16 protein-coding genes are annotated in these 20,368 nt (G+C 28.7%); 11 read left to right on the plus strand and 5 right to left on the minus strand.

Translation table 4 applies throughout. The features are described from left to right. Nucleotide 1 precedes the first annotated feature (1 nt). From CG473_RS02195 to CG473_RS02240, 10 genes are all read left to right on the plus strand, one after another. Complete coding sequence (locus CG473_RS02195) at nucleotides 2–802, plus strand: hypothetical protein (RefSeq protein WP_094254681.1); 801 nt, start codon at nucleotides 2–4, stop codon at nucleotides 800–802. Between the two features lie 81 nt (nucleotides 803–883). Continuing rightward, a complete protein-coding gene (locus tag CG473_RS02200) occupies nucleotides 884–1,657 on the plus strand; it encodes a TatD family hydrolase (RefSeq protein WP_094254682.1) in 774 nt (257 codons plus the stop codon). Then, complete coding sequence (rsmA, locus tag CG473_RS02205; protein ID WP_094254683.1) at nucleotides 1,657–2,430, plus strand: 16S rRNA (adenine(1518)-N(6)/adenine(1519)-N(6))-dimethyltransferase RsmA; 774 nt, start codon at nucleotides 1,657–1,659, stop codon at nucleotides 2,428–2,430. Before CG473_RS02200 ends, rsmA begins: the two co-directional genes overlap by 1 nt. Next, the gene (locus tag CG473_RS02210) at nucleotides 2,423–3,382 is read left to right on the plus strand and encodes a DHH family phosphoesterase (RefSeq protein WP_094254684.1); all 960 of its coding nucleotides are present in this window, start codon (nucleotides 2,423–2,425) and stop codon (nucleotides 3,380–3,382) included. The genes rsmA and CG473_RS02210 overlap by 8 nt, the downstream gene beginning before the upstream one ends. A gap of 206 nt (nucleotides 3,383–3,588) precedes the next feature. Further along, the gene (locus CG473_RS02215; protein WP_094254685.1) at nucleotides 3,589–4,929 is read left to right on the plus strand and encodes a BMP family ABC transporter substrate-binding protein; all 1,341 of its coding nucleotides are present in this window, start codon (nucleotides 3,589–3,591) and stop codon (nucleotides 4,927–4,929) included. A 100-nt stretch (nucleotides 4,930–5,029) separates the two neighbouring features. Continuing rightward, nucleotides 5,030–6,805, plus strand: a complete 1,776-nt coding sequence (locus tag CG473_RS02220; protein WP_094254686.1) for an ABC transporter ATP-binding protein — start codon at nucleotides 5,030–5,032, stop codon at nucleotides 6,803–6,805. After that, on the plus strand, nucleotides 6,805–8,589 hold the full coding sequence (locus CG473_RS02225) for an ABC transporter permease (RefSeq protein WP_094254687.1): 1,785 nt from the start codon (nucleotides 6,805–6,807) through the stop codon (nucleotides 8,587–8,589). The genes CG473_RS02220 and CG473_RS02225 overlap by 1 nt, the downstream gene beginning before the upstream one ends. After that, nucleotides 8,589–9,548, plus strand: a complete 960-nt coding sequence (locus CG473_RS02230; RefSeq protein WP_094254688.1) for an ABC transporter permease — start codon at nucleotides 8,589–8,591, stop codon at nucleotides 9,546–9,548. Before CG473_RS02225 ends, CG473_RS02230 begins: the two co-directional genes overlap by 1 nt. A gap of 131 nt (nucleotides 9,549–9,679) precedes the next feature. Next, nucleotides 9,680–10,567 carry a hypothetical protein gene (locus CG473_RS02235; RefSeq protein WP_094254689.1) on the plus strand — a complete coding sequence of 296 codons (888 nt, stop codon included), beginning with the start codon at nucleotides 9,680–9,682 and terminating at the stop codon, nucleotides 10,565–10,567. Continuing rightward, nucleotides 10,567–12,063, plus strand: a complete 1,497-nt coding sequence (locus CG473_RS02240) for an MIP family Ig-specific serine endopeptidase (protein WP_094254690.1) — start codon at nucleotides 10,567–10,569, stop codon at nucleotides 12,061–12,063. Before CG473_RS02235 ends, CG473_RS02240 begins: the two co-directional genes overlap by 1 nt. Before the next feature lie 64 nt (nucleotides 12,064–12,127). Here the strand turns inward: CG473_RS02240 and CG473_RS02245 are convergent, their stop codons facing one another. The 3 genes from CG473_RS02245 to CG473_RS02255 form a co-directional block, all read right to left on the minus strand. Beyond that, nucleotides 12,128–12,892 carry a hypothetical protein gene (locus tag CG473_RS02245; protein ID WP_094254691.1) on the minus strand — a complete coding sequence of 255 codons (765 nt, stop codon included), beginning with the start codon at nucleotides 12,890–12,892 and terminating at the stop codon, nucleotides 12,128–12,130. A gap of 105 nt (nucleotides 12,893–12,997) precedes the next feature. Further along, nucleotides 12,998–13,699 carry a hypothetical protein gene (locus tag CG473_RS02250; protein ID WP_094254692.1) on the minus strand — a complete coding sequence of 234 codons (702 nt, stop codon included), beginning with the start codon at nucleotides 13,697–13,699 and terminating at the stop codon, nucleotides 12,998–13,000. 24 nt (nucleotides 13,700–13,723) lie between these two features. After that, nucleotides 13,724–14,677: a hypothetical protein gene (locus tag CG473_RS02255; protein ID WP_094254693.1), complete on the minus strand. Its 954-nt coding sequence runs from the start codon at nucleotides 14,675–14,677 to the stop codon at nucleotides 13,724–13,726. A gap of 525 nt (nucleotides 14,678–15,202) precedes the next feature. Here CG473_RS02255 and CG473_RS02260 point away from each other — a divergent pair. Beyond that, a complete protein-coding gene (locus CG473_RS02260) occupies nucleotides 15,203–16,159 on the plus strand; it encodes an L-lactate dehydrogenase (protein ID WP_094254694.1) in 957 nt (318 codons plus the stop codon). A gap of 54 nt (nucleotides 16,160–16,213) precedes the next feature. On the opposite strand, the gene CG473_RS02265 is transcribed toward CG473_RS02260, so the two are convergent. Both CG473_RS02265 and CG473_RS02270 read right to left on the minus strand, forming a co-directional pair. Continuing rightward, entirely contained in the window at nucleotides 16,214–18,436 is a 2,223-nt protein-coding gene (locus CG473_RS02265; RefSeq protein WP_094254695.1) for an ABC transporter ATP-binding protein, read from the minus strand. Between the two features lie 222 nt (nucleotides 18,437–18,658). Further along, nucleotides 18,659–20,368, minus strand: coding sequence for a GIY-YIG nuclease family protein (locus CG473_RS02270; protein WP_094254696.1), 1,710 nt, complete (start codon nucleotides 20,366–20,368; stop codon nucleotides 18,659–18,661).

Genomic DNA, 20,368 nt, shown 5'->3' on the forward strand with positions numbered 1-20,368 from the left:
AGTGAAAAAACTCTTTTTAACAGTAGGGTTACTATCAACATCACTTATATTTCCGATTGCTGCTATTTCATGCAATAACGATACACGGGGCGACAGCACAATTGATGAATCAAAAACAGTTATAAAACCTGTAGATTGGTCTAAATTTGAAGGTAAATATTATGATGGAACAATTGTCAGATGAGCAGATGGAGATACATTTAGATTCGTTGTAACAAGTGAAACCGATAATTCAATGGTGTTACGAAACGGTAAAGAATACAGTGTTAGAATTTCTAGTATAGATACACCAGAAAAAAATGTTCAAGGAACGCAGTCTGGAGAAATTGAATTTAGATTTGCTAACATGTCAAGCGATTTTGGCTTAAGTCAAATACCAGTTGGAAATGCAGTCAGAATTGTAACGGACGGTTCTAGATCGTTTGAAAGAATCGTTGGAGAAGTATTTTATGACAAAGACGGTTCAACTGGATTTGCATACAATTATTCTAATGAAATTGTAAAGGCTGGTCTTACATTTCCAAATGCTAGTGGAATTTTAACTAATTCTCAATTTAACCCAAACAGCATTGAATATTACACATATATCCCAATGGGCTATTCATTTATTTATGCACAGCAACAAAGAAAAGGTTTTTTCAATGAAGTTAGTGGCAATACAATTGAAGAAAGATATAATGCAGTTCGCAATATATACAAATTACGTGGAGAACCTAATCCAGGTTATTTCCTAGCAACAACAAGAAACAATGTTTTTGAATTTGAACAAGAACTAAAGTGAACAAATAAAAAAGACACTTAAGATTAGTATCGAAAAGCTGGCCTGCCAGCTTTTTTATTATAAAAGGACCAGTTGACATCAGCCTTAGCATATAATTAAATAATGATTAAATACACAGATATTCATTCCCATCCCTTAAAAGAATATTGGGATGACCCAATTTCAGAAATAAGAAAATGATTTGAAACACAAAAACTAGAATTAATTTTTTTTGTAGGTACGGAAGTTTCAGATTTTGAAGAAATTAAAATAGCTTGCAAAGAATTCCCTAAACAAGTTTATCCCGTTTTGGGAATTCATCCTGCAAATGCTGAAGAAGAAAATGCTATATCAGAATTAAATAAAGCAATGGATGATTCAATTGTTGCTATTGGAGAAGTCGGAATCGATTTATATTACGATGATAATCCAGCATTAGAAAAGCAACAGGAAATTTTCAAAGCACAATTATTGATTGCTAAAAAATGAAATATACCAGTAATTTTGCATGTTCGAGATGCATTTAATGAAGTTATAGAAATAATTACTAAAAATGAATTTAAAAACTTAACTTATATTTTCCACACTTATAGTGGAGATGCTGAAATTACAAAACAATTACTAAAACTAAAAATGGATTTATATTTTTCTTTTTCAGGAATTATTACATTCAAAAACGCTTTTGCAAACCGCGAATCATTACAATTAATACCTATTGAAAAAATATTTAGTGAAACAGATTCGCCATATTTAACACCTAATCCTTTTAGAGGAAAAACTAATACAAGTCCATACGTTGAACACGTAGTAGCTAAAATAGCTGAAGTAAAGGAACTGGAAGTTGAAGAAGTAGTTAAAATTATTAGAAGAAATATTAAAAAGGTTTTCAACATCTAATGGCAAAAAAGAAATGGGGACAAAACTTTTTGGTTAGCCAAAAGCACATAAACAAAATTGTTGAATCAGCTAATATTGAAAACAATAATGTTTTAGAAATAGGACCTGGCAAAGGTGCAATTACAAAAGAATTAGTTAAATCAGCTAAAAAAGTAATTGCATACGAAATTGACCCTGATATGATTAATGTTTTGAATTTATCAATACAAGCAGATAATTTCAAATTAATTAATCAAGATTTTTTAGAAGCTGATTTATCACAACTAGAAGGGTTGTGAGTAGTTGTTGCAAATTTACCTTATTACATCACAAGTGACATTATTTTTAAACTGATTGACAATTATGAAAAGTTTGATCAGATTACAATCATGGTTCAAAAAGAAGTGGGACAAAGAATATTGGCGCTTCCTGGGCAAAGCGAGTATTCTAAATTGTCTGTTTCCTTACAAATGTTATACGATGTTGAATTAATAACAAATGTTAGTGCTAAACATTTCAATCCAAGTCCAAAAGTTGATTCAATGGTAATACAATTAAACAAACTTGAATTAGATTTAGATTTTGACATAAAAGATGTTTTGGAATTTGTTAAAAACATTTTTCGGCAAAGAAGAAAGACTCTTTGAAATAACGTAAAAGATTTAATGAGTCAATCTTTATTTAGCCAATTTTGTCAAGATTTAAATTTATCTGAAAATGTAAGAGCACAAAATTTAGATGTAAACCAGATATATGATCTTTACATGTATATTAAAGGAGAAAAATATGAATAATAGAATAATCGGAAATAGCAAAATAATTTTTGAAGCAATTAAAAAACACGACAATATAGTTGTTTTTCATCATACTAGACCGGACGGTGATTGTTTAGGTTCTCAAGCGGGATTAGCACAAATGATAAGACTAAATTGACCAAATAAGAAAGTTTATGTTGTTGGTTCAAATTATGAAAATTTTCATTTCTTACAATGACATTTTGATCCTATTGAATCAATTGATTTCACTAATTCTTTGGCTATTGTAGTTGATGTAAGCCAACCAGATCGAATTGAAAATCAAGAACTATTTATGTCTGATAAATTTAATGCAAGAGCAAGAATTGATCACCACGAAGTTAAGGAAAATGAAATTTATAAATATTCATGAGTAGATCCAGATGCAGCAGCAGCTGGAGAAATGGTTGCCCAATTTGCTTATGAACAAAAATTGAAAATGGATTCAGAAGCAGCATTAAAAACATATCTTGCAATTATGACTGATAGTAATAGATATCAATATTCCGGCGCACGTCAAATGACACAAACCTACGGATCTTGATTATTGCAATTTGATTTTGATGTAAACAATTTGTATTTAAATCTTTATAAAAAGACTTTAAAAGGTATTCAATTTTCTGGGTATGTGCTTTCAAATTTTGAAGTGCATAATAAAATTTTAGTATTCAAAGCTTCAAGAGAATTACAAGAAAAATTTCAAATGAGCGAAACTGAAATTGCTAGTTACAATAACGTTTTAGCAAACATTGAAGATTACACCATCTGATTATTTTTAGTTGAACAAGAAGATAAATCATGAAGAGTGAGAATGCGTTCTACCGGACCTGAATTGCATGAAATTGCAGCTGAATTTAGAGGTGGCGGGCACGCAAAGGCAAGCGGTGCAACTTTAATTGATATTGAAACTGAATTACCGTTAATGATTAATAAATTAAGCAATATACAATAAATTTGAATTCAAAATAAACTTGGAATTTCGCTTTATTTTAACAATAACAAATTTCCACAAAATTTGCACATTTCAAAAATCCATAAATTTAAATTTTAAAATAAGTTAAAATATTTATGTTGAAACACTTGTAGATTAATTTGGCTATTTTGACAAATGATCTCAAATTAGACAACTAAATAGAAAATTAATTTTGGAAGGTGAATATGAAAATTAAATTCAAAAAAATGCTACTTATTGGAGTAGCTCCTATGGCAATGGCTGGTGTTGCAATTGCAGCAATAAGTTGTGGTCAAGGCAAAACCGACAGAGCGCAAATAATAAACTTAACTGAAACAATTACTGGTATTACTGGTTCAACCATTGAAACAGCTGCTAACAAAGTTCTTACTGATAATATTGCAAATCTAAAAACATTCCATATTGGAATTTTTACAGCAGGTGGAGCAGTTACTGATAAATCATTTAATCAATCATCATATGAAGCTGCTGTTTTGTTAAATAACAAAATTGTTGAACTTAATCCAGATGCAAAAATATCAGTGACTCCGCATGATGAACCTGCATCAGATGATACATCATTAGGTAATACATATACAGCTGGATTAAAAAACGGTGAAAATATTTGAGTTCTATCAGGATTCCAACACGGTTCAGCATTTGCAAATTGATATAAAATCGCTAGCAATAAAGCATCTTTTGATGCTGCAAAAATCACTGTTATAGGAATTGATTGATCTGCAGATCCTGCTGTTGCTCCTGGCCGTATAATTACACTTAATTATAAAACTCAAGAAGCAGGCTATATTGCCGGATATGCTTCAGGAAAATATTTAGCAGAAACATACCCTAGTGATGCTTCAAAAAGAGTTTTAGCAACTTTCGGGGGAGCCGAATTCCCTGGAGTAACTGACTTTATTGATGGTTATTTAGCGGGTGCAGCTAAATGAAATAGTGAAAATCCAACTCTAAAATCTACATGATATGCAAAAGGTGTTCGATTAGATACTGGGTTCAATCCAAGTGTTCAAGAAAATAGTACAAAAGTAAGAGGTGTTGTAAACGCAGCTTCAAAACCACAACTTATTTTCTCTGTATCAGGTCCGTTTACTGGGACAGTAATTGAAACAATTACTGCAAACAACTCAGAAGCTAAAGTTATTGGTGTTGATGCCGATCAATCTCTTTCATTTGCAGCAAGTAGAAACTTATTTTTCTCATCTGTAACTAAAAATATTGGACTTTCACTTTACCAAGTATTGGCTCCTTTAGCTGTAGGTTTTTATACTGATGAACTAATTAAAATTTCTGGATTTGTTGATGGCACAACAAACGGTGCTCTTAAAGAAGGAGTTTCTAGAGACTTCGTTGGAGTAACCAAAACTTATTTACCTTCAGCAGCTGACCAAGTTGCTCAAGCAGCTTTAGATGCCGGTAGAGCTAAATTCCTTGCTGATGCAGCAGCTTCTGGTGGTATTACTTATGCACAAAAAGGTACTGCTGAAGAAGTATTCTTCTACGTAGATTTTATTAAGGCTAACTTTTAAAAATAAAAAGTTTTAAAAATCTTTTAATATTAAAATTCGTGATTCATAGTCACGTTTTTTATTTATAATTGTAAATATAAATTTATAGGGGTATGCTAATATGAAAAATTACGCAATTGAATTCAAACATTTAACTAAAGAATTCCCTGGAATTAAAGCAAATGATAATATTTCTTTTGCTGTTGAAAAAGGAACTGTTCATTCATTAATTGGTGAAAATGGTGCTGGAAAATCAACACTAATGTCAATTTTATTTGGTTTGTATTCTCCAACAAGTGGAGAAATTTTAATCAACGGAAATCCAACTGCAATTAAAGGCCCAAATCAAGCAAATGATTTAGGTATTGCCATGGTTCACCAACATTTTAAATTGATAGACAATTACACAAATTTGCAAAACATAATTCTTGGAAATGAAACAACATTAGCTGGTGGAATTTTAACAACTAAATCAGCAGCAGATAAGATAAAAGCAATTCAAAATAAATATAATTTACATTTTGATTTAAACCAAAAAACTGGATCAGCAACAGTTGCTACACAACAAAAAGTTGAAATAATGAAAATGCTTTATCGAGATGCTGATATTTTAATTTTAGATGAACCTACTGCTGTTTTGACGCCCCAAGAAATTACCGGCTTACTAGAAACAATTAAAACATTTAGAGATGCTGGTAAAACAATTTTATTTATTAGTCATAAATTAAATGAAGTCAAAGAAGTTTCTGACCGAGCTACAGTAATTAGACATGGTAAAGTAATACAAACGTTTGATTCATTAGAATCAGTAAATCCTGAAGATATGTCGGCTGCTATGGTTGGCGAAAAAGTTGTATTACCTAAAAACAATTCATCAATTTTATTTGAAAAGAATCCAACAATTGTTGAATTCGAAAATGTTTTTGCAAAAGGCAATAAGGAATTGACTAATTTAAATTTTGAAATTAAAGCTGGAGAAATATTAGCTATAGCTGGCGTTGAAGGAAATGGTCAAGAAGAATTAGAATTTCTTGCAGGAGGTTTAATTAAACCTACTACTGGAAGAATTTCATTTAAAGATTATTATTCTTATTCTAAAGATAATGAAGTTGCTAAAAAGGTCATTAAAAGAGAAAAATCAGCTTTTAATAAAAAAATGTATGAAATACTTGAATTTATGAACTTTTGACTATCGCGAGATTATAAAAATTTTGTTCTAGATTTTTTTAGAAAAAACCATGATGGATCAAAAACAAGATACTCAATTTTAAAATCAACAAAAAAACTTTCAAAGGGACATTTTTCAAGACCTAAAACGCACACATCTCTTAAAGATGGAATGATTGACATTTCTCAATTATCAGTAAGTAAAAGAAAAAAATACGGCCTAAGTTACATACCTGGAGATAGACATAAATATGGATTGGTTTTAGATTTTAATATCCGAGATAATTCAGTTATTAGAAAACTATCAAATCCAGATACTGTTAAATTTGGAATCATTTTAAAGAAAAACGTAAGTGATTTTTTCAAACAAATTGAATCTAAATTTGATGTCAGAGGAGCTAGAAGTGGTGTTTCAATGGCTCGCTCACTTTCTGGGGGAAATCAACAAAAAGCAATTGTAGGTAGAGAAATATTAGATGAACATCAATTTATTGTTGTTGTTCAACCAACAAGAGGTTTAGATGTTGGAGCTATAAACAATATTCACAATTACATACTTGAAGAAAAAGCAAAAAATAAAGCTATTTTGTTAATTAGTTACGAACTAGATGAAGTCTTAGCTTTAGCTGATAATGTTGCCGTAATACATGAAGGTAAATTAAGTAAAAAAATTCCTATTTCGCAAGTAAATAGAACTGAAATAGGATTAATGATGGCGGGGGCTAAATAATGACTGAAAATAACCAAGTTTCTCAAAAAACTGGCAAGAGTTTTTACAATATTGTCAATAAAGTTTCGACTCACATTTTTAGTTTTGAAAATAAATCAGCTTCAAGAAAAATTGTCAATTCATTAATAGCTATTGTTTTAGGAATTGTAGCTACACTTATAATTATTTCATTAAGTGAATTTAGTGTAGATGCAATCATAGAAAGACTTATTGACAACTCCCTAAATATTTTTAGAGACAATTTTATAAAATTAATTGCAATTTATATTTTTGCAAGTTTAGCCATTGCAATTGGTTTTAAGGCAGGCTTGTTTAACATAGGTGTGCCAGGACAAATGATGATTTCTGGAGCATTAACATTTGTTATTATAACTTCTACAGGTGCAAATACATCTGGCGGAACAATTGTTGTGGCTTTCATTGTAAGTACATTAGCTGCTTCATTAATTGCTGCCACTTCTGCAGCGCTTAAAATATTTTTTAAAGTCCATGAAGTTGTTTCGACAATTATGTTTAACTGAATTATTTACTACTTTTCTCAATATCTTTTTAGAAATGCAACAAGCCCTGAAGGTAATACATTGTTTACTGCTACATCTGGAGTATCCACAGTTCAAATTACTAACATAATGGGAGTAGATAATTCAGTAACTTTATTTACAAATTCTTCATCAGCACTTGCATTACTTTTAAGTACAGCTTTAATTTGTGCAATACTATTTTTCTTTGTACTTAGATTTACTGCTACTGGTTACAAAATTAAAATGTTAGGAATAAATCCAAATGCTGCTAAATATGGTGGGACAAATGAAAAAATGATGACTATTTCATTATTTGCCATTTCAGGATTTTTAGCAGGAGTAGCTGGTTTCTATTATTTCCTTTTCTATAAATATTTATTTACCTTTGATGGTTCACCATTAATTACTGGGTTTAACTCTATATCTGTTGCATTAATTGCTTATAACAATCCAATTGGGATAATTTTTAGTTCAGTTCTATATGCATTTTTTGAAGTGGGTGTTCAAAACATTTTGGTTAGAAATGTTGGAACATCCCCTTCAGAATATTACTTTGTTCTTGTAGGTTTCTTGATGTTCTTCATTGCTATTGCTGTTGTTTTTGGAAATATTAGACCATATTATTGAATTCATAAAGAATATGTCAAGTATAAATACGGGGCTTGAACTAAGAAAAATTCTCAAGAAAAATATTTAAAAATTGTTAAAAAATTAGATTCTTATCTTGATGTAGATGAACACACGTTTATGAAAAATTTAGATAAAGCAGATATTGGCTTTGGTCAAAAAATTAAAATTCTAAAAATGTTTTATAAATTAAGATACAAGAAAAACAAATTAATGATTCAAGAAAAACTTAAACTTAATAGCGAACAAATTTCAGTTATTCAAAAACACAAAAAAGAAGCTCACGATAAATATGTATCATCTTCATCTAAAGTATCAAAAGAAGAAAAAATTGACAATTTAGAAAAATTTGGACAAATAATTAAAAAGCTAAATTTAGAACTAGATAATCTAGGAGCTAATGATCTAAAAGATTTAAAAACCGAAATGAAAACAAAACGAAAATTAGTTAGATCATTAATTAATTCACACAAAGATAACATGTTACATGCTCACAATAAAGCGTGATTAAAAAATGCCAAAAAATGAAATGTTTGATTCGCTAAAAATGAAACAAAAGCTGAATATAAAAACTGATGAAATGCCGAATTAGAACAACTTTCTAAATTGGGTAACGAAGCAAGGTTGGTGAAATAATGATTAGTCAAATTTTTGTTTTCGCGTTTGCAATTGTCACTGTTTTAGGAATAGCATCTATTTCTGGAATATTTAGTGAAAGAGTCGGAATCTTAAATATTGGTATTGACGGAATGATGGTTTTTGGAGCAACAATTTATGGTATGCTTGCCATGATAGTCAATTTTGAAGTAGGCACCAATAATTTATCAGGAATGATATTTATGCAATTGCCGCTGCTCTTTTTAGCTGCTATTTTAACCGCAATTTTATCAAGCATCCACGGCCTTATAACAATAAAACTAAAAGGTAATCATATTATTAGTGGTATAGCGATTAATTTATTAGCAACTGGATTTGCTTGAATTATTTTAATAACAGTTCCAACATTAGTAAGTACTACTTTAACACCTAAAACTTTCGGAACAACTGGATTAGTTGAATTAGCATTAGTTGTTTCATCTACTGGTTCGGATTTTGGGAATTTAGTTAGTTTAAAATTATTCTTATTTGTAATTATTGCAATTGCTTCATGATTTGTTTTAACAAAAACTAAATGAGGTTTAAGATTTAAATCAATCGGAGAAAATCCTCAAGCAGCTGATGTTGCTGGTATAAATGTTAATTCATATAAATGACAGGGAGTCCTTATAAGTGGATTCCTTGCTGGTATTGCAGGTTCAATTGCAATTCAATTATTTGGAATTTCAACTTTTAGTGGTGGAGTTAGAGGATTTGGTTTCTTAGCTTTAGCAATTATGATCATGTCACAATGAAAAATAAGCTGAAGTGTTGTAGTATCAATGGGATTTGCTATTATTTATTCACTTGCAAATTCTGCTTCAAGTAATTCAGCTACTGCAGGACCAATTTACTTAATGATTCCTTACATAATTTCAATATTTTTACTTGTATTTTTCAGTAGAAATACTAAAGCACCTAAAGCTGCCGGAATACCTTATGAAAAATCGGCCCGGTAAAATACAATTTTAGAGCAACATTTAGTTGTTCTTTTTTATTATAGATTTTACGTAAAACACTTATGAAAAAACAACTTATACTAATGAATTTATTATTTAAAACAAAACGGAATGAAATATATAATAAACACATGAAAAAGCGTTTAAAAAAGAAATTATTTTTGTCAAGTTTATTAACGATATCTACTGCAATTACAGCTGTTTCAAGCGTTTCTTGTATTACAGATTATAGACTTGGTAATTTTGAAATTGTTCATGGTCTAATTCAAATGGAACCCAATTTAGATGTTTTTAATTCTGAAAATAGAATTGAACTTACTAAAGAAAAATTTGAACTTTTAGTTAATTTTAATTCACAAACAGATAGTGTTTCAGATAGAAAAGCTTTGATTGAATCAATTTTTACTTTTCAATTTTTCAATGATACAATGACAAGCGAAGCAAACCTAGCTGATAATGCAGCAGCAGAATTGCAATTCGGTTACATTCACTATAAAGATTCATCAAACAATAATAAAACTATGTATAGAGTATTTTTAAAAAATAATAGTCTAAGTCAGAAATATTTCAAAAATATTACTGCGCAAAGCATAGGTGTTGAATTACCAGAAAATTATGATCCTACATTAACAATTGAATCTGCTAAATCTTTACTTACTATATATCAAAGCGATTACTACATTTTTAATGGTATAAAATTAACTAACGAAGAAATAAATACACTAATTAAATCTACTGACAATGAAGCTAAAGCAAGATTGTTAAATAGCATTTATTCGTTTAAATATTTATTAACGGCTGGTCAATCTATTAACATAAATGCTTCTGAACCATTAGGGTCTAGATTCGTTTTTAGTCCTGAAAATGTAAATAATTTCAAAACTGTTTTTTCATTAAGAATAAAGAGCTTTTTAAACATAATTGATGAATCATACTATATGTCTTTATTTGTTGTTGATGATAATTCTACTGCCATATACCCAGCAGGCCTGCCATCGGTAATTAAGTGAGGTGGATAATGCGTAAATTTAAAAAAATTGCTTTAGGAACAATTGCAACTTCAACAGTAGCAATCAGTGCAATAGCTGCAACGAGTTGTGGTCATTTATTTGGTTCATACGATTTCGATTTTGATGAATATCCTAATGCAGGTAAAGATTTAAATACTTGAAATTGAGATTCAAGTAGTGAACGTTTTAGAATAACTATTCCAAATCCAGATATTAGTTCTGAAAATAAATTAATTTGACCTTCTGTTTATCAAAGTTATTCTGACAGACCAAGGTTCCCAACTCAGAGCACTACTGAAGCTAATCAAGAATGATTTGCTCCAAATGAACACTATGCCAAAAACTTCAAAACAAGTTTTGCTTTAAGATTTGAGAACACATCAAATGAAGGTAATGCTGCTTCAAATTCAACGGTTTTAGGTACAGGTTGAATTTTGGATTACATCATTCCAAATGATGGCACATATCCAACAAAATGATATATAGCTACTAATTTGCACGTTGCTAATAATTTAAGAAATCCTGGAGATGAAAATGCAAGGCTTCTATTTACAAAAGAATTTGTAATGACAAAATGAGACATTGGTAAAAACACTTATAAAGATGAAGTTAAAGCTGGTGATTATTCTTTAGCTAAATCATATGTAACAGGAAATTACAATTCAAGTAATCAACTAGTTGGCGGTGCTCCTGCACTTTTAAAATCGATTCCTAAAACAGTTTACGCAGGTGTTGATTATTTAGTTGATAGTCCCAAAAATTGAAATCCATCTTTATATGAAGAGATGATTGATTTTGCTGTTATAGAAGTTGAATTTATTAATTCAGAAACCGCTCAAGAAGCAACAAGTGATTATGCAAATTTAGCACCAAGCGAACAAAATAAATTCTTACAAACACCGTATTTATCTGATCCTAATGCCAAAAATGTAAATTTCTATATTTCTGGATTCCCAAACGGAAGACCCGAAATTAACAGGAGTGTTTTTGGAGGAAATGACGGTTTAAAAAAATATGATACATCTTTAGCTCAAGGTGAATTAGATTCTATTGTTGACAATTACCAACTAGGTGATAAATTAACACAATCAGTAACATCTTATAACACCTTTGAATTAGACTCGCCTAAAGGTATTGGGGATGCATTGTTAATATTACCTTATTTTTCTACATCATATAAAGGAACACCATATACTCCATGAGCTTTAGTGTATTCTTTTTCTAATAGTGGTTTAGATGGTGGTTCAAGTGGAAGTAAAGTCACAAATGAAAATGATGAGATTGTAGCTATACATGCACTTGGTTCTTCTAGTTCAGAAAGTAATTTAGCTTTTGCTTTAAAGAGCAATGGTTATACACATGCCAACTATAATGGTTATGTTACACCAGCTTACGACATAATTATGGGTGGTTTTCAAGGTCAAAAAACTTCATATGCTCAAGCTATGAAAGAACTGTATTCTGGACAAGGAATAAATACCAAATTAATTGGAATTATCCAGTAAAATGAGAAACTAAAAAAATTAACGGTCATAATAGAAGTAACCGTTAATTTTTTTAATTTTCTGATTAATCTACAATACCAGATTCTGATCTAATTAGATCTTTACATAATTCTGTGACATAATAATGTAAAGTTTTTTTTGCTTTTTCTTCATTTATGAATAACAATGTAGTGTTTAATCAAAATATATATGTTCCCATTCTCAAATATTTTTTCTGAAAAGTTGGAGGTTTAATTCTAAAAAATGCATTTATCATTTTTAGGAACTCATTTTTAAATAAATATAATCTATATTTTTTTAAAAATTGGAATATTCGTTTTGAAATAAAAATATTTCCATAGGTAACTTTGGATTTACTGAATGAAACAGTTTTATTAATTAAATCTGAATCAGCCAATATTGTTTTTAATAGTGGTTTATGTTTTTTATAATGAACTATAGCAATTACAAAATTAATTATAAATAGTAACGCAACAAAACCACTTGCACCAGCAAAACCAAATGAAAGTAATTTTAATTGAAAATAAATGTCCGATTTTGATAATTCACCAAAATTTTGATTTATAAAAAAAATATATGTTAAGTATGTACAAAAACCGTAAAGTATTCCTATACCTCAATTAAAAAATAAAGTAGAGTTTATAAATCACCATTTAGATACTACGATTGTGATATTTCTCGGAAACAGTAATTGCCTATTGGCTGCATTATTTCTTTTGATAACTAAAAAGTAAAGCATATTGAAAATAGCAAGAACCAGGGCAACGATTATTAAATACGGAATCATCACAGGATATAAATATGCATTTCTTATTTCTAGTTGTGTCATTTTGTTCTCCTAATAATTGTGGTGATTTTTAACAAATTTTTAAATTGAATTGATATCCAAAATATTAACTTATTTATTTTAAATTTGCATAAATTTATAATTTGCTTAGTTTTTTTGTTGTGATGAGAATAAATTTCTTGCTGCCTCTGCTATAAAATAGTTTAAAGTGTTTTTAACTTTATTATCTTTTCGAAATATTAAATAAGTGTTCAATCAAAATGCATAATTTCCTAATTTCATGTACTTTTTATTAAAGGAGACATCTTTTCTGTAAAGCAAAAATTTGTTATATTTAGATAATAATCAAAAAAGTGTTCATGATCTTTTCAAATTGTTTGGATCAAATTTTTGTTCACTAAAGTTTTTTACTTTGCTTACCAGTTGATGATCTGAAAGAATGGCGTTTTGTATATTAAGGTATTTTTTGTAATCTAAATAGCCGATGATGTAATTTATTATCATAATTAAAACAATAAAACTAGCTACACTAACAAGAGAATAAACCAATAAAGAAAATTGTTCGTTTTTATCTGAATTTTGAATTATAAATTTGTCAACAACTTCATAGCTCTCTCCGTAAACAAGATAGGAAGATCAAAAATAATGAAGTAAAAATTGACAATGTAAATATGTTGGAGTTATGTAAAAATAGCTTTTTGAAACAACAATTTTTGGCTCAACTGGGAATCTATTTTGTCTGTTCGTTCTATTTCTATTTCTGAAATAAAAAACATACAATAAATTAAAGAGACCAATAATTAAAAAAGCAAACACTAAATAAGGAATAATTATTTTGTTTATATTCATGAATTTAAACCTTGGCTCTTAATTCTATTTGTTAATACTATTAATTATTGAATGTATGTTATCTTGGAATAGTCCCATTGTTATTGTAAATGTCCCTAAAGCAACCATTAAAACCACTAACGCAGGTTGTGCTCAAACCGCTGCAGCCGCTAAAGGTTGTAGACCAATTGACGCTTGACCAAGACTAATTGCTATCCCCAATAGTCCATTCACAGCTTCCAATAATTCAATTGATGTGTTTGTGATTTTTGTTGCGTTATCTAATAGCTTATTTAAATTGTCCTGTAAATTATTATATTCATTTTTTATCACCACTAGTGCCGCAGTTGCTCCTGTTGCAAACGCGCTTACAGCGACCGCAGCAGGAATTGATAAGCCAAAAAATCACGCAGCAGCTCAATAACCCGCCGCAACTGTTCATGATATTGCTACCGCACCTACTAAGACATCAATAAATTTATTAATTTCATATTTTGCATCATTTAGATCTTTAGCCTTAGAACGAAATAATATACTTTTCTCAATTTCCACCGAATTAGTTAATTGAATAGGGATTTCTCTCTTTTCGTTAGCGGAATATTCATTTATAGAGTTTCTGATTTCGTTTTCATCAATATTTAAATTCATACTCTTAGCAATATTGATAAATTTATCAATGCCAAAATCATTCGATTCACTTGCCACCATTATATTTGACATAAAATCAATTATTTTTGTTTCTTGTTCTCTTGATGCATTTATAATTATTTTATTGTCGGCAACTTTGTTGAAATTCGAATTAATAGTAGCTTGTGAATTGCCATAATTGTTTATAAACATATCATTATAAATGTTTTTTGCTTTTTCAAAATTTACATTATTTTGAATATTTAAATTATTACTGTAACTTGTAATTACTGGGACAGCGACTGAAGTTCCAATTCCTGCCAATACTGCTCCAGATATTAAAGATGATATAATTAAAATTTTTCTTTTCATAATTTACCTTTTTTATCGATAGGAATGCAAATACCTATCAAATATATTTTATATATTTTGAAAATGAAAGACATATTTTAAAATTTGTATATGGAAATTTTCCACAAATTTATTTAAATTTTTACAAACATTTTCTTTTAATCAATCGTTCCAAAAGATTTTGATATAGTGATAAAAGTTAATTTAATATTTGAAATTTAAAATTATCACGCTTTTTTTGAAATTGAAAAATTTAGCTACTTAAAAAATGTAAATTGCCAAAAAAAATTCTATTAAAATAATTTAATAAGAGATCAATTTAAAAAATTCTAATTCTCAATAAGATCAATTTTCAAATACAAGATTATCATGAAAAAAATATTCATTTATTTCCATTTTTGTTCCACATATTGTCCAAACAACAACAATAAAAAATCGATATGTTAAAATATATTTGAACTAAATTTAATATGTTTTGAAGTGTATTTACGTTATGTAAATTCAAATTTAAATTATTTTTAGTTTATTTATATTTAAGGAGAAAGAATGAATCATACAATTAAAAGTAAAAAGGTGGCCGTAATAGGAACAGGGCTTGTTGGTACATCTTTTATGGCTGCTGCACACTTAATGGGATTAGCTGCAGAATACGGAATTATTGACATTAACGAGCAAAAAGCCGGTGCTAATGCAATGGATTTAGAAGACTCATTATCAGTAATGGATTCTGGTAGAACCACAAAATTATATAACTATAGTGACCTTAAAGATGCTGATGTTATTGTTATAACAGCTGGAAGACCACAAAAACACGGAGAAACAAGATTAGAATTATTAGTAGATAATGCAAAAATCATGAAAAGCATTGCTGAATCAGTTAAAAAATCAGGTTTCAATGGAGTTACAGTTATTAACTCTAACCCAGTTGATGTAATGACAGGTATTTATGCTAAAGTAACTGGTTTTGATAAAAACAAAGTTATTAGTTCAGGTACAGCACTTGAAGCTTCAAGATTTGTACAAGAAGTTGCATCTAGATTTAATTTAAATCCAGCTACTGTTAAAGGTGCTGTATTAGGTGAACATGGTGATTCATCAGTATCAGTATTTGAATCAATCAATGCTGGTGGAGTTCCATATGCAGATTTAAATAAAAACAAAATTATTTCTAAAGCAGATGAAGATATTATCCAAGAAAACGTTAGAAGAAAAGCATACAAAATTATTGAAGGTAAAGGTTCAACATTTTACGGTGTTGGAGCAGTTACTGCAAAACTTGTAAGAGCTATTATTAATGATGAACACAGTGTACATTGTGTTGGTGCTTATTTAACTGGTCAATACGGAGTTAAAGATATCTACTTTGGTACACCAGCTGTTTTAGGATCAAACGGAATTCAACAAATTTTAGAAGTAAGTCTAACTGACGAAAAAATGAAACTTGTTAAAAAATCGGCAGAAATCGTTAAAACTGCTTTCGAATCTGTAGCGAAACACATTTAATTACGAATATTAAAAACCTTTCAGTCAAAATTTTAAAACTGAAAGGTTTTTTATTTATGTGTTGTCCTTTAGTAGTTCAACGGTTTTCTTAGAAAATGTCTTTATTGAAATTAAATAATAAATTACTAGTAATAGCAAGCCCAGAATAACCCAGCTTGCAAATAAGTATGTAATTGAAAGTCCTTGATTTATATTTGAAATTGCAAATTCAGGCATAAAAGCTTGAACTATTAATAGAGAAGGATAATACAAAATTAATGATAAAACAATAGAACCAATTAGAATAAACATAAATGTACTAATGTGATAAAAATAAGTTAAGTTTTTAGAACTTCCTAAAACTTTTAAAATACCGATTTCTTTTTGTTTGCTTTCTAGTAATATCCTTGAATAAAATATTGTCATCACAATTGAAATAATAGAAATTACCAAAATCAATAAAACTAAAACAATGTTAATGATTGAACTAAGAAGGGCAAAATTCTGAAATGTGCCCTGGTTATTTTCTATAAGAGAGAAGTTATTAGTTCCAGAATAATTTGTGTTTGCAAAATTTCTTGCTCGATCTGCATTTTCAACACTATTGAAATAATATTGGATGTATTCAAGATCAAGAGTTTTCATTTTTTCGATTGCCGATGATTTAAAGTAAATTTTCCCGGTGCTATTATTATCTAAATCTACAATTTTAAAATCCCATTTTTTTTGAAAAGATGAACCATCTGTTTGCCAGTTTGTGTTAATTAAATTTTGTCCATTTGCTAAATCACTAGAAATAATAACGTCAAATTCATTGACTAGAGTAGCTTCCAAATTTGGTGGAACAATCTCAAACACTGCTTTAATGTCGTATATTTGTTTTGAGTCATCAAGAATAACTCTAGGTTTTTCTCTACTGGCCAAAAGAGTAGGATAATTTTGCTCGATATTATTTTTCGCCAGCTCATTTAATAATCTACTAGATATAAAATTTTGCTCAATTCCTTGCCAATTAGTAAAACTAGTATAGCCAACTACATTTAATTGAATGCTTTGAGAAGATCCAAATAAAGAAAGTTGCACGCTATTTCTATTTTCCAAATTCATTGACAAATCTTTAAAAAGCCTTTCTGATATGACTATAGAATTGTCGTCAGGATTTGGCCATATACCAACAAATTTCTCGCCAAATTTGTTGGTAAAAAACTGATTGTATTCAATGGGTGTATATGCATTTGCATCTATTCTTCTAACTGCACCCAAGGAACTGATACTTAAGTCATTCGGCAATGAATAAAGTTCGATTTTTTCTTCAAGACCAAATTGTGAATAGTTATTGTCAATGTCATTTTTAATATTATTGTTACTAATTTGTGCGGTAACAACGTCTCTTTGAAAATTAGAAATACTTGAATTGTTTACAAATATGTTTGCATTTAAATTAATCGACAAAATTAATGAAAGCGATAACAAACATAATGTAGTAATGATAATTAAAAAAAATGCATGCCATTTTTTTCCAACTAAATCTTTTATAGCAAGCATTTTGAACTGTCTAAGTTTAGTCATTAAATTTGATTCTAAATTTTTTTTGTTACCTAAAAGCACTTCGCTATTATCTACTGATTCAAATAAATTGTTTTTGTGTTCTGTTGATATAACAACACCATCTTCAATGTTTATCACACTATCTGCATATTTGATTGCCTGATTATAGTCATGAGAAACTAGAATAACCATTTTGTCTTTAGATAAATCTTTTAATAGATTATAAATAATTTCACTGTTCTGATTATCTAAATTACCGGTTGGTTCATCTGCTAAAATAATGTCAGGATCTCTCAACAAAATTCTTAAAATTGCAATTCTTTGTCGTTCACCGCCTGATAAATCTTTCACTTTACTTTTCAATTGATTTTCTGCGATATTTAAAATTTTTGCTTTTTCCATTATTTGGTCACCGGAAATATTTATCCCTAAAACACCTAATGATAATTTGAGATTGTTTAATGCACTAAGGTTTTCAATAAGGTTGAAATTTTGAAAAATATAATCCACTTTCACATCGCCAGATTTACCCTTTTTATCAATTGTGAGTTTTTTATTTCCTATGTTAATGAAAATTTCACCGCTGTCTGGAAATTCTGTTCCCCCAAGTAAATTAAGAATTGTAGATTTTCCACTACCAGATCTACCACTTATCAAAATTAATCCAGTGTCACTTTTAAACTCAAGATTCATATTATTAAACAACTCGCGATTTTTAAAATTTTTGTTTACATTTTTAATAATAATCATTAAAACCCCTTCATTTTTCTTTGCTTTAACTTCAAAATAGAGAAATTGTTCGGATATTTGTCTGAACTAATATCCGCAGCATAAAGTAATTTTTCATGTACCTATTTTAATTTTATGATCACATTTTATTATAAATGTAGAGTGCAAATTAAAATTTTCTCGCGGTTTTATAGTAATAAAAAAACTTCTGTACAAAATTACCAATTAAACAATTTAAATTTATTATCTATTTCCAAATTTTTCAACAATGACTTTTGCTGCATCTTTTGAAATTACCTTTTCTAATTCTTCAAATGTAGCATTATAAATATTTGCATAATTTCCAAAATGCTTCAGAAGCTTCTGAGCTCTTTTAGGACCAATTTTGTCTAACTTAAGTAAATCCCCTTCAAGAGAAAATAGTGCTTTTCTTTTCCGATAATGACTTTTTGCAAAGCGATCAACTTCTTCTTGCATTTCAGATAAAAAACTTAATAAATTTTTATCTGAAATTTTAATTTGTCTTTCATCTAAATCTATTAAATATTTTGTTTTATGATTTTCATCTTTTGATAAAGCAATAATGTCTATATTTAAATTTAATTCTAAAGCAACTTTTTTTACTTCATGCAGTTGAGCATATGAACCATCAACTATGAATAAATCTGGAACAATATTATTTTCAATTGCATGTATTAAAAATCTTTTGCTTCCTTCTTTCATGTATTCAACATCTGCTTCTCGCTCAGCATTTTCTGATAAGTTAAATTTCCGATATTCATTTTTATTTTTAATACCATTTAAATAAGATACTGTTGCTGAAACAGGATTTATATTTGATTCGTGCGAATTATCAATTAAAGCAATTCTATAAATATCATTTTTGCCTAATATATCCTTTAAGGAAGTTAATCTTTTTTCAATTAATTTACTTTGTGCAAGAATAATTGCACTTCTATTTTTTATTAAATCATCTGTGTTTAATTGTGCGTTTGTTAATACAGTTTTATAAATTCCTTTGATTGGAAAAATTAAGTTAGTTGATTCATCAAAGTCAAAATCTAAATGTTCAAATTTTTTATCCATGACAATATTGTCTTCAATTTTGTGGATGTCATAAAATTGATTCAAATATTCAAGATAAGTATTTTCAACATTAGTTTTTATAGCTAATATTTCTTCAATTTTATTTATTAATATTCCATAGCGATATAGCAATACTGTCACAAATAAATAGCCGTCATGTTCTTGGGCATTTATTACATCTATATTGGCAATTGTTTCTAACTGAACAACTTGCTTTTCTTTTAAATTTTTAAGAAATTTTATTGCCTCTTTTAATTCTTGTGCAATTTCAAAATTTAATGCTTCAGCTTGCGCAAACATTTCTTTTTCTAACTTTTTTAGATATGCATTGTCATTGAATTTCAATGTTTTTTTAATTTCATCAAACTTGCTTTTTCAATAACTAAAAGGCATATTTTTTACAGGTAAGCCGTTTTCAAAAAAGCTGTCTCTTTGTAAAAGACGCAAAATCATATTAGCACCATAACCAGTAGGGAAAGGACCATAATAGATTGAATTAGCACCTTTATTTTTTATCAATCTTTGATAACTAATTTCAAGTCCTTTTTCATCTAATGAAATTTTAATATAAGGGTATTTTTTATCATCTGTTAAAAGTATGTTGTAATACGGTTTGTGTTTTTGTATTAAATTTCTTTCAAGTAATAAAGCTTCCTTATTTGTGGAAACAATAATTGCATCAAAATCAAAAACATTACTCATTAATGCATTTGTTTTATACGAATTTATTGCCCCTTTAAAATACTGCAGCATTCTAGTACGTAAATTTTTAGCTTTACCGATATATAAAACGTGTCCATGTTTATTCTTTCACAAATAAACACCAGGTTTTGTACTTACCTTTTGGACACGTTCTTGCAGATTCAT

Source organism: Mycoplasma testudineum, from assembly GCF_002245785.1.
Classification (GTDB): Bacteria; Bacillota_I; Bacilli_A; order Mycoplasmatales; family Metamycoplasmataceae; genus Mycoplasmopsis_B; species Mycoplasmopsis_B testudinea.